Genomic DNA, 11,092 nt, shown 5'->3' with positions numbered 1-11,092 from the left:
TGGGCCGTCGCTTGGACGCGTTGTCGGGTCACAATCCGTTTAGATGGTTCAATCGCTACAACGCCGTCGAGAACAAGAGCCTGATGGTGTACTGCTCAGTCTTCTACACGCCGGAAGAGGTTGAAGAGGCGCTGGCCGGTTCGTTCGACATCGTCGATCGGGCGTTCTGCATGCATGTCCCGCCGGTTAATCCGCTGAAGAAGCTATTGCGTGAAGTCGCGTTTCACATGAATCCACGCCTTGGCGACTGCTTTTTTGTAGTCGCGCGCCGCAAGGAGTAGCCGGTGACCCGATCTATCCGTTTGCGTCTTGCGGTCATGATGTTTCTTCAGTACTTCACGATGGGCGCAACCATGCCCATTCTCGGGCACTACCTGAAGAACTACCTTCATTTCGAGCCGATGGAAGTGGGGAAGGTGTTGGCAATGCCCGCGACCGCAGCCTTCATAGCGCCCTTCTTCGTGGCACAGGTCGCAGACCGCTGGATCAGCGCAGAGCGCCTGTTGGGACTCTGCCACCTGCTCGGCGGCGGTGTGATGCTGTGGTTGTCGCGCCAGCATTCCTACCCGTCTTTTCTGGCGGTGTTCCTTCTGTATTCGCTGATTCAATCGCCTACGTTCGCAATGACCAACACGATTGCCCTGCACCACGCCACGGACGCGAAACGTGATTTTGGGTCTATTCGATTGTGGGGGACCATCGGGTGGGTGGCAGTTGGTTTCGCTTTCGGCTTTCTATGGCTGCGCGGCGGAGGCACGGAACCGGCTACAAGCCGCCTCCCGGATGCGCTGCTGCTTTCGGGGTTCATGTCCTTGATCCTCTGCGTGTATGCGATGACACTGCCAAGGTCCCATGGGAAAACCAGTCAAGCTGCCAGGACCGCTTCGACACGTGGAGCGTTTTCCGTGTTCGCCAAACCGGGTGTCGGGTTACTGTGCGGGTTGGCATTCTTCGGAAGCGTTCTCAACCAGTATTACATGCAGTGGATCAGCCCGTACTTGAGTCAGTGCGGTTATACCGACGCCCAGATTATGCCCCTGCTGACATTGGGACAGATCTCGGAAATCGTCGTGATGGGCTCGCTGGGACGTATCCTGTTGCGCGTGGGCATGAAACGAACCATGGCGCTGGGTCTCGCCATGCAGGGGGTCCGGTTCGTTGCATTCTCGATTGGCAGCCCGTCGATGCTGGTCGTGGCGGGGCTGTGCCTGCACGGACTGACCTACGCGTTCTTCTTCGTGGTGGCGTTCATCTATCTCGATACGCATTGCACAAAGGAGCAGCGCGCCGGCGCTCAGCTCTTGTTCAACATGGTCGTAAGCGGATTCGGCAGCTTGTCGGGCAGCCTACTCGCCGGGAAATCCGCGCAGTTGCTGACCATTCCAGGGACGACGCTCATCAATTTCCGTATCATGTGGCTCATCCCCACGGTGATTGCGGCGGTCGTGCTTACGGCTCTGTTGCTCCGTTTCCGCGACGAACCGGCAAAGAGCGCCCCAGCGTAATTGACAGCGAGGAACGACGTGAATCGACGAGGGACAATCATCTTTGATGTAGACGGAACGCTTTTCCAGGCCGGTCTTGTGACCGCTCCCGCCATACAGAAGAGTTTCCGAGAGAACGGTCTTGTGCCTCCCTGCGTAGAGACAATCTCTACTTGGTACGGCAAGCCCGTCGAGGCCTACCACGCATGGTTGGCTTCGTTGTGCCCGCCTGACCTCGTACGTCGCATCATCGCCGACACTGACCGGTATGAGTTGGAGTTTATCGCATCGGATGGAAAGCTATACCCGGGTGTCCCGGAAGTTTTGAACACGCTTCGCGCGCAAGGTTTCTTTCTGGCGACTTCCTCCAATGCGCCGCAGGACTATTTCGACACCGTCGTGGACACGCAGGGATTGCGCCCGTACATCGACCTGCCGCTATGCCGGGGAACTCAATTCAGGGACAAGACGGAAATTGTGGCCGCAATCCTCGATCGCGTTCCGGTTCGCCCGGTCATCGTGATTGGCGATCGCTCGGACGACGTGGACAGTGCGCACGCCCACGGAGCTTTTGCGGTGGCATCGTTGTATGGATTCGGCTCGCGAGAGGAATTGCGCGACGCGGATGCGTTCGTGCAAGAGGTCATCGAGATTCCGTCAGCAATCGAACGCTTGGTCAGCTCTCGCGCTCGACAATAAAGCGCGCCAGTTCCCGGAAGATTTCCGCTTCAGGGCCGAACGTTTCGAGTGACGCGACGGCGGAATTGACGGCGTCACTTCCCAACTCACGCGCCCGCTCCAGTCCAAGTACGCTGATGTACGTGGACTTGTTGTTCGCGGCGTCGCTGCCGACGGGCTTTCCGATGAGTTCTTGTTCTCCCACAACGTCAAGGATGTCGTCGGCAATCTGGAAGGCAAGTCCGATGTGTTCGCCGTAGGCGGTGAGGTTGCGCAGTTGCGCTTCGCTTGCTCCGCCCAGCATGGCCCCGCAACGAACCGATGCGCGAATGAGCGCACCCGTCTTGCGCTCGTGCAGGTGCCGCAGTTCCGCCAGCGTGAGTTGCTTATCTTCGCTTTCGAGGTCAATCACTTGCCCGCCCGCCATGCCGTCCGCGCCGGATGCGCGCGCAATCTCCCGAATGATGCGAATGTCGTCCGCCTGAGCGGCGACGTCAAACGCCAGCGTCAGCAGCGTATCGCCCGCGAGAATAGCCATGGCTTCGCCGAATGCCCGGTGAGCGGTGGGTTTGCCGCGACGGAGATCGTCGTTGTCCATGCACGGCAGATCGTCGTGCATGAGCGAGTAAGTATGAATCATCTCAAGGGCGCAGGCGGCCGGGATTGCGCGGGTGTCTTCTCCGCAGATCAGCTCGGCCGCGCCAAGGGCCAATGCGGGGCGCAAACGTTTCCCCCCGGCGAACAGGCTGTACTCCATCGCTTCGCGCAGCGTCTTTGGCCCGCCGCTGATGGTATCGAAGTAAGCGCGCAACGCGCGTTCGGTGCGCTCGCCCTTCTGTTCAAGAAACTCGGTGACTGTCATGACTTCTCCATGGCTGCGGGTATGGTGTCCCTGCTCTGGGTGCGTAATGCCGGACGAGCGGAACTGTTGCGGGGGGATTGTAGAGCGTTTCTCCAGGGCGCACAAGCCGGCGTGTAGTCCGCACAGTGCATGAAGTGGGTCTGAAATTGTTCAAAAGCACCGCGGACGGGACAAAGAAAAAGGCACGTCAGGGTTGAGGGAGTAAATCCCTCGAACGGCCTAACGTGCGATCAACCAACAGTGATTGTGGGTGGCTGAGTGGGCTCTTTCGGCCTTTGCCGCTTTCTGGGTGGTCCTGCGTTCAGGTGCAGAACAAGGACCACTGCGAGGCGGCTTCGGGAAAGTGCCCCTCAGCCCGTACTCTGCAGCAGTTACTTCTTCTTCGCTGCGGACTTCTTCGCGACGGCTTTCTTCTTCGGGGCAGCCTTTTTCTTCGCAGCCGGCTTCTTCGCAGCTACCTTCTTCTTCGGGGCTGCTTTCTTCTTCGGGGCTGCCTTCTTCTTCGGGGCTGCTTTCTTCGCGAGTGCCATTCCTAGTGCCTCCTTTTGAACTGGCTTTCACCACTCGGCGGCGGTGGTGTGTTCCGGTCACCACGGGTGACCAACACCGATCCGACGCCATGCTCCATAGCCACGGAGCATTAACCACCGGTCACATCCCGGAGTGGTTCAACTGTAGTGTATGAAAACCGCGCCCGCAATTGGCGTAGGCGCGGGGTTGCACGCTGGAGATGACATAATGAATGTTGGTCGGGTGACGCATACGAATCGCGTGGTTGTGTTTGGATACCCTACGTGAAGTGCCCCACGTCGTCGATATGGCGTTGATTCGTTGCGAGATTCTCGTCCCCGATCGTTGCCATGGGAAAGCGCCACCCCTGGCGCTGTCGTCAGCGGCGAAGTCTCTGTTCGAGATCTTCGCGGCGTTTCTTGCACGACGCGCAACGTTGTTGCGCATGAAACTTCGTGCATCGAATGCCTTGATTTCTTCCGCTTCGCGATTCAATTTTTAGTGTCGAGTGCGTTGCGATCGTCGTCGTCTGCCTTCGTACACCGCCTTCAATTTGTCTGCGAGAGCTTCTCTTTTTTCTTTTTCGGTCGACTCTCTATATAAGTGTTTAGCAAACAACGAAGAAAATAGCAAGTATTTTCTGCGAAGAACAAGAAAAACTTTTCCGCTCATCGGAGGCATTTACGTCATTCGCGGAGGCGTTTCTTCACCGGTTGAAGCGTCTTACGCGCGCTCACCGTCGAAGATCCGGACGCGCGCGCATTTAGCGCGGACATATTTTCTCTGCGCTTGCGCGATTGCTTTTGATCTCATTTCGCCCTGTATTTATCGGCCTGTTATCGATGTGACGTATTGACTGTCACTACCTTCTTCAAGGTGTGGTTGGATTCTCGAATCGATTTCTACGGTTGCCTGAAGTGCGCGTTGCGGGGTAGAGTAGAAGCGGGATACATGGAAGTTCGACCTGGAAAGGCGGGACACGCACCATGGGTAAGCAAGAAGTCGGTTGGGGAGTTATTGGTTCGACTGGATGGGCTGATACCACTTTCGGTCCGGCGATCGCCGGCGCGGACGGTTCCACGTTGCGCGCCGTGTTAAGCAGTACCCAAGAGAAGGCGGATGCATTTTGCGAGAAGCATGAAGTCGCCAAAGGCTATTGCGATCTTGATGCATTTCTTCGCGACGATTCCGTTGAAGCAGTGTGGATAGCGAGCGCGAATCATCTTCACGCGCCACAGACGATTGCCGCACTCAAAGCGGGCAAGCATGTGTTGTGCGAGAAGCCGATGGCGATTACACCTGCCGAGTGCGAGGCGATGATCAAGGCATCGCAGTCCGCCAATCGTCTTCTGGGGATTGGTTATCACCTGCGTCACCATGGCTTGCTTCAAGAGCTCCGGCAAGAGTTCAAGTCGGGCGCGTTGGGTAAGCCCGTGTTCGCGCGGGCTCAGTTGTATTTTGCATATCCGTCACCTCCCGCGGAGTGGCGGCAGAAGCGGGCCACTTCAGGTGGATGGGCCCTGGGAGATATCGCGACCCACCTTATCGACCTGTGCCGATGGTTCTTGGGCGATGTGGAGAGCGTCCACGGCATGTTGACCAACCGCAGGTTTGGTTTTGAGACTGAGGACCACGCCGTTCTCACCCTTCGCTTCAAGGAAGGCGTTGCCGCGGTTGCCGACGCGTCGACCGGCGCTCCTGGCCTGGCGCGTTTCGAAGTCTACTGCACGGAGGGATTCTTCGTCTGCGAAAACGCGTTCTTTGGCCACGGCGGACTGGTGACGCGCGGACGGATTGGGGCGCAGCCTCATGTATCCGGTTCGCCGAACGTCAACCCGTACCGAAACCAGGTGGAGTGTTTCACGCGGGCGACGCGCGGCGAATGCGAGTTCCCCGCTACCGGTATCGACGGTGTTGAGAACGTGAAGATTATGCAGGCCGTGCGGGGATACTGAGGCACAAAGCCTGGTGCGCACACAACGAGTCACAATAGAAGAACCGGCCTTGGATCGTTGACCCAAGGCCGGTTCGTTGTTCGTGATCCGTTCTTATTCGGGTTTGTACTCGCCAAGCCCGACCAATTCGATGCGGGCCATTGGGGCGGCGTCGCCGAGGCGATTCCCAAGCTTGAGTATGCGGGTGTAGCCGCCGGGGCGCTGGGCATAGGCCGGGGCGATTTCCTTGAACAGCTTCGACACGACGTCTTCGTCGCGCAGGGCGGCAAACGCCAAGCGGCGATTGGCAACGGTGTCTTGGCGCGCAAGCGTAATCAACGGCTCGGCGAACTTGCGGAGTTCTTTGGACTTGGCCACCGTGGTTTCGATGGCGTTGTTCTTAAACAGCGCCAAGGCCAAGCTCTTCATGGTTGCCTTCCGGTGCGACGTGGTCCGGCCGAGGCGGCGGCCTTCGTTTCTATGTCTCATAGCTAGCGATTCCCTCAAACCCGAATGCGGGGTTACTCGTCTTCTTCGTCTTCCTGCTCGATCTCAATGGCTTCTTCGTCGCTGGGCGCGCCTACCGGAACACCCACGGCCATTCCAAGCGACAGACCCATCGTCGTCAGCAGTTCTTTGATCTCATCCAGCGACTTCTTTCCGAAGTTGTGGAACTGGAGCATCTCGGCTTCCGTACGTCCCACCAATTCGCCGATCGTCTTGATGTTTGCGGCCTTCAGGCAGTTCGCCGAACGCACACTCAATTCCAACTCGTCAACGGAGCGCGCCAGCTTGCGGACCATCTCCGGATCTTCCATGCTCACTCCGCCCGAGCCTTCGTCGTCTTCGCGGTGCTGCTGAACGAAGATCTTGAGGTGCTCGACCAGTAGGGCGGCCGCTTCTTCCAACGCCTTGTCCGGCGTGATGGAACCGTCGGTCCAGATATCCAGGATGAGCCGGTCATAGTCTGTGTGCTGACCGACGCGGGCGTCTTCCACCTGGAAATTCACGCGCGTGACGGGCGAGAAGTTCGCATCCAGGTAAATCGTCCCGATGGGCGCATGCTCCAACTCGAAGTTGTCGGCGGTCACGTAACCACGGCCGCGCGCAACCTTGATTTGCATTTCCAGTGTCGCGGACGACGCCGTGCAATGGCAAATGACCATGTCGGGATTGAAAACCTCGACATCCTGGTCTTTGAAGACTTCGCCCACCGTGACTTCACCCTGACCTTTGTGCTTAAAGGTGAAGATCAGCGGGTCTTCGCGGTTGAGGCGGATTTCGCATCGTTTGAAATTCAAAACGATGTCCGTCACGTCTTCTTTGACGCCCGGCAATCCCGAAAACTCGTGGTGCGCGCCTTCAATCTTGATGGCGGTCACCGCGGAGCCTTCCAGCGACGCCAAAAGCACACGGCGAAGCGAATTGCCGATGGTTGTGCCATAGCCTCGCTCAAACGGTTCAACTATGAACCGCGCGTACTGTCCCGTCGCCCCTTCGTCGACCTTAAGGTACTTCGGTATGAGAAACTCTTTCGCTATCATCTTCCGTTCGTCTCCCGGAGGTGGGGCCTCTTTGGTACGTTTCCTGTCCCCTAATTCATGGACGGTGAGTTCGAGAAACTGTAATCGCCCCTTACACGCGGCGCCGTTTCGGAGGCCGGCATCCATTGTGCGGGATCGGCGTCACATCGCGAATCAGCGTAATGTCCAATCCCGTGGATTGAATGGCGCGGATGGCCGATTCGCGGCCGGCTCCCGGGCCATTCACGTGCACGCGCACTTCGCGCAGCCCGACTTCCTTTGCCTTCTGGGCAGCCGCTTCGGCGGCGACCTGAGCGGCGAACGCCGTGCTCTTGCGCGATCCGGAGAATCCCACTTGGCCCGCGCTGGACCACGCGATCACGTTGCCGTGGCTGTCCGTGATCGACACGATGGTGTTGTTGAACGTGGCCTGAATATGGGCAACTCCCGACGTCACATTTAATGTTGTGCGCCGCTTCTTGCCCTTCGCCTTCCTCTTTTCCTTAGCCAATGCTGCCAACCTCCTGGTTCAGGCGCCGGTTTCAGACTGCCTGATAGCTGTATGAGTCCTTTGCCGACCCGGTGTTACTTTTTCTTGATGGTTGCGCCGCGCGGCCCCTTGCGGGTACGGGCGTTGGTATGGGTCCGTTGTCCACGTACGGGCAAACCGCGCTTGTGACGCTGACCGCGGTAGCTGCTGATATCCATGAGGCGCTTGATGTTCGAGTGAACTTCGCGCCGCAGGTCGCCTTCCACAGCGTACTTCGCGGTGATCGTCGTCGTGATCTTGCTCACCTCTTCGTCGGTGAGATCGCGCACCCGCGTGTTCGGGTTCACACCTGTCTCTTTTAGCACGGCCTTCGCCCGCGCGGGGCCAATGCCGTAGATGTATTGAATGCCTACCTCTACCCGTTTCTCTCGGGGGAGGTCTATACCGACTATGCGTGCCATTCGAGTTGGTTCTCCTGCGAAGGGGCCTTAGCCCTGGCGCTGCTTGTGACGCGGGTTTTCACAAATCACCCGGACACGGCCGTGCCGGCGGATGATTTTGCACTTCTCGCAAATCTTCTTAATCGACGCTCTGACCTTCATGCTACACTCCGGAGGCCGCACTTTCGCCGGCCGTTTCTCCCGCTACCTTGCTCCTGTGACTCTTGACCCGGACCGCTTCGTATCGACTACTTGTATCGGTACGTGATCCGCCCGCGCGTCAAATCATAGGGCGACATTTCAAGCTTCACGCGGTCTCCCGGCAAGATTCGGATAAAGTTCATCCGCATCTTTCCCGAAATGTGAGCCAGTACCTTATGCCCGTTCTTGAGCTCCACACGGAACATGGCATTTGGCAACGGCTCTACAACCGTCCCTTCGACCTCGATGGCTGCTTCTTTGTCCATAAACTAACGTATATTCTCACTCATGCGTTTCGGTTGCGCCTGCTGGAGCACGCCGTTGGCCCCATACAAGCTTAGGCGTCGCGGACAACACTTCGGCCGCGCCCTCACGCACCACAATGCTATGCTCAAAATGCGCGCTCGGCTTTCCGTCGGCCGTGACCGCCGTCCACCCGTCGCGCAAAAGTCTTGCTTCGGCTTTGCCCATGTTCACCATGGGTTCAATCGCCAGCACCATGCCGGGTTTGAGCTGAGGCCCCCGCTTGCCCGTCACAAAGTTCGGGATCTGCGGTTCCTCGTGCATGGAGGTTCCTATTCCATGCCCAACGAACGACCGCACCACCTTGAATCCTGCCGGTTTGCAGGTGCCTTCGACCGCTCGGCCGATGGCTTCCAGATAGTTTCCGGCGCTTGCCGCTTCAATGGCCCGTGCCAACGACAAGTCGGTCACTTCCATCAGGCGACGGCGCTGGCTATCGACCTTCCCACAGGGTACGGTGATGGCCGCATCGCCGTGGTAACCTCGATAGAAGACACCCACGTCTATGCTGACGATTTCGCCTTCTCGAAGCTTTCGCTTTCCGGGAATGCCGTGCACAATCACCTCGTCCACGGAAATACAGGTGCTCTTCGGGTAGGCTTGGTACCCCAGAAATGAGGGGACTCCGCCGAAGCCGCGAATCAACCGTTCTCCATCGGCGTCCAATTCCTCGGTCGTGATGCCCGGCTCAACCTTCTGAGTGAGCTGGACAAGCACTTCCGCGACGATTTGGTTCGCCTCGCGGAGAATGTCGATCTCCTGTTCCGTGCGAATTGGAATCATGCCTTTCCGGCCGCCTCCATGGCGCACAGAATTTCTTCAAATTTCACGAACACGGCCTCGGGGGTCAGGTTGTCCGAGACAACCGTACGCAACAAGCCGCGTTCGTCGTAAAACATCCGTATTGGCTCCGTCGTCTCATGATAGATGAGAAGCCGCTGACGGATAGTCTCCGCCGTATCGTCCGGCCGCCGCATCAGCGTACCGGTGCAACCGTTCTTGCTGCACCGAGTGTCGCCGTTTCGCGGCGGGTCGTACTTCAAGTTATAGATAGCGCCGCACTCCGGGCATACCCGGCGCGCGGTCAGCCGTTCAACTATCTCGTGGTCGGACACCTGAATATCAAGTGCCACGTCCAGCTTCTCGGTTCGCTCACCGAGGAGTCTCTCAAGGGTCTCCGCCTGCCTTAGCGAGCGCGGAAACCCATCCAAAACATACCCTCCGCGGCAATCCGGTTCGCAGAGCCTCTGTGCAACTATCGCACAGGTCAACTCATCCGGTACGAGCGAACCCGACTCCATGTAGGGCTCAATCTCGCGCGCGAGATCCGTCTTCCGCTGGAGATGATCCCGAAAGATATCTCCGGTCGAAACGTGAGGCATCTTCCGCGCCGCTGCGATACGCTGGGCCTGTGTGCCTTTTCCGGCCCCAGGCGCACCCAATAGCACGATTCGCAATCCCACGCCTCATTTACCTGCTGTTGCCGGCGCTTGCGCGTACGGCGTCACGACATGCGACGGGACCGAACGCGGCGCCCCTTCACGAATCCATCGTAATTACGCATGGTCAGGTGCGTCTCAATCTGTCGGACCGTGTCCAACGCCACACCGACCAAAATCAGCAAACTCGTTCCTCCAAAGAACCGCGCCACAACCGGCGGAATCGCATGCACGTATCCGTAGAAAATCTCCGGCAGCAATGCCACTGCGGCAAGAAACAGCGAACCTACTAGTGTAATGCGCGTCATCACGCGATTCAAGTATTCCGCGGTCGCTTTGCCGGGGCGCACACCCATGATGACGCCGCCGTACTTCTTCATGTTCTCGGCCATCTCGATCGGATTGAACGTGATCGCCGTGTAGAAGAAGGAGAAGAAGATGATCAACCCCGCATACATTCCGTCGTAGACGTACCGGTTGTCGCGGAAGTAGGTTATATACACTGACTCAAACGTTGGATTCTGGATGACTTGCGCAAGCATACCCGGCAGCATGAGCAGCGAACTGGCAAAGATGATCGGAATAACGCCGGCCTGGTTGACGCGAAGCGGCAGGTAGTTCCGTCCGCCCGTTGTCATCCGGCGTCCTTTCATCTGCCTCGGGTACTGCACCGGAACGCGGCGCACCCCGGTCGTGACCACGATGACGCCTGCGATAATCGCAATGATCAGGACCATCAGGATGCCCACTTGGATAAGACCAAGCTGCTGTGACTTGATGAGTTCGACCACCGAGCGAGTCGCGTTCGGCATGTCGGCCACGATACTCGTGAAGATGATCATCGAAATACCGTTACCGATTCCGTGCTCGCTGATTTGCTCGCCCACCCACATAATGAAGGCGGTGCCGGTCGTAAACGTCAGGACGCACATCACGTAGAACCACCAATTGGAGTTCGTAACGATCGGTGTTGATCCCGGAGAATTCATACCCGCCAGGAACGCCGCCATGGCTACACTCTGAATAATGCACAGTCCAATCGTTCCGTATCGGGTGTATTCCGTAATCTTCTTTTGGCCTTCCGCGCCTTCCTTCTGAAGCTTCTCCAGAGCAGGCACTACGACGACCAGAAGCTGGATAATAATGGACGCGCTGATATACGGCATGATGCCGAGGGCAAAAATCGTCGCCCGTTCGAAGGCGCCGCCCGTGAACATGTCGTAGAATC

At 58.0% G+C, this 11,092-nt stretch carries 16 protein-coding genes; 5 read left to right on the top strand and 11 right to left on the bottom strand.

The features are described 5' to 3' along the window. From K1Y02_21830 to K1Y02_21820, 3 genes are all read left to right on the top strand, one after another. Window positions 1-281, top strand: a 281-nt coding sequence (locus K1Y02_21830; GenBank protein ID MBX7259018.1) for a hypothetical protein, incomplete at its 5' end; no start/stop codon positions are given. Window positions 282-284: 3 nt separating this feature from the next. After that, a complete protein-coding gene (locus tag K1Y02_21825; GenBank protein MBX7259017.1) occupies window positions 285-1,505 on the top strand; it encodes an MFS transporter in 1,221 nt (406 codons plus the stop codon). Window positions 1,506-1,523: 18 nt separating this feature from the next. After that, window positions 1,524-2,183 (top strand): HAD hydrolase-like protein, encoded by a 660-nt coding sequence (locus tag K1Y02_21820; GenBank protein MBX7259016.1) that lies wholly within the window; start codon window positions 1,524-1,526, stop codon window positions 2,181-2,183. Here K1Y02_21820 and K1Y02_21815 read toward each other — a convergent pair. Continuing rightward, entirely contained in the window at window positions 2,161-3,024 is an 864-nt protein-coding gene (locus tag K1Y02_21815) for a polyprenyl synthetase family protein (protein ID MBX7259015.1), read from the bottom strand. The genes K1Y02_21820 and K1Y02_21815 overlap by 23 nt on opposite strands. A gap of 371 nt (window positions 3,025-3,395) precedes the next feature. After that, a complete protein-coding gene (locus K1Y02_21810; GenBank protein ID MBX7259014.1) occupies window positions 3,396-3,554 on the bottom strand; it encodes a hypothetical protein in 159 nt (52 codons plus the stop codon). Between the two features lie 251 nt (window positions 3,555-3,805). On the opposite strand from K1Y02_21810, the gene K1Y02_21805 reads away from it, so the two are divergent. Then, on the top strand, window positions 3,806-4,036 hold the full coding sequence (locus tag K1Y02_21805) for a hypothetical protein (GenBank protein MBX7259013.1): 231 nt from the start codon (window positions 3,806-3,808) through the stop codon (window positions 4,034-4,036). Window positions 4,037-4,520: 484 nt separating this feature from the next. Continuing rightward, entirely contained in the window at window positions 4,521-5,489 is a 969-nt protein-coding gene (locus K1Y02_21800) for a Gfo/Idh/MocA family oxidoreductase (GenBank protein MBX7259012.1), read from the top strand. A gap of 93 nt (window positions 5,490-5,582) precedes the next feature. On the opposite strand, the gene rplQ is transcribed toward K1Y02_21800, so the two are convergent. From rplQ to secY, 9 genes are all read right to left on the bottom strand, one after another. Further along, window positions 5,583-5,957, bottom strand: coding sequence for a 50S ribosomal protein L17 (rplQ, locus tag K1Y02_21795; GenBank protein MBX7259011.1), 375 nt, complete (start codon window positions 5,955-5,957; stop codon window positions 5,583-5,585). 32 nt (window positions 5,958-5,989) lie between these two features. Beyond that, a complete protein-coding gene (locus K1Y02_21790) occupies window positions 5,990-7,012 on the bottom strand; it encodes a DNA-directed RNA polymerase subunit alpha (GenBank protein MBX7259010.1) in 1,023 nt (340 codons plus the stop codon). 91 nt (window positions 7,013-7,103) lie between these two features. Then, window positions 7,104-7,502, bottom strand: coding sequence for a 30S ribosomal protein S11 (gene rpsK / locus K1Y02_21785; GenBank protein MBX7259009.1), 399 nt, complete (start codon window positions 7,500-7,502; stop codon window positions 7,104-7,106). A 74-nt stretch (window positions 7,503-7,576) separates the two neighbouring features. Further along, a complete protein-coding gene (gene rpsM / locus K1Y02_21780; GenBank protein MBX7259008.1) occupies window positions 7,577-7,942 on the bottom strand; it encodes a 30S ribosomal protein S13 in 366 nt (121 codons plus the stop codon). 27 nt (window positions 7,943-7,969) lie between these two features. Then, window positions 7,970-8,083: a 50S ribosomal protein L36 gene (gene rpmJ / locus K1Y02_21775; protein MBX7259007.1), complete on the bottom strand. Its 114-nt coding sequence runs from the start codon at window positions 8,081-8,083 to the stop codon at window positions 7,970-7,972. Between the two features lie 86 nt (window positions 8,084-8,169). Further along, entirely contained in the window at window positions 8,170-8,388 is a 219-nt protein-coding gene (infA, locus tag K1Y02_21770) for a translation initiation factor IF-1 (GenBank protein ID MBX7259006.1), read from the bottom strand. Between the two features lie 16 nt (window positions 8,389-8,404). Further along, on the bottom strand, window positions 8,405-9,208 hold the full coding sequence (gene map / locus K1Y02_21765) for a type I methionyl aminopeptidase (protein ID MBX7259005.1): 804 nt from the start codon (window positions 9,206-9,208) through the stop codon (window positions 8,405-8,407). Beyond that, complete coding sequence (locus K1Y02_21760; GenBank protein MBX7259004.1) at window positions 9,205-9,882, bottom strand: adenylate kinase; 678 nt, start codon at window positions 9,880-9,882, stop codon at window positions 9,205-9,207. The genes map and K1Y02_21760 overlap by 4 nt, the downstream gene beginning before the upstream one ends. A gap of 47 nt (window positions 9,883-9,929) precedes the next feature. Next, on the bottom strand, window positions 9,930-11,092 hold a 1,163-nt coding region (gene secY, locus K1Y02_21755), incomplete at its 5' end, for a preprotein translocase subunit SecY (protein MBX7259003.1).

This window comes from Candidatus Hydrogenedentota bacterium (assembly GCA_019695095.1).
Taxonomy (GTDB): Bacteria; Hydrogenedentota; Hydrogenedentia; order Hydrogenedentales; family SLHB01; genus JAIBAQ01.
This window is presented reverse-complemented; position numbering and strand designations above follow the sequence as displayed.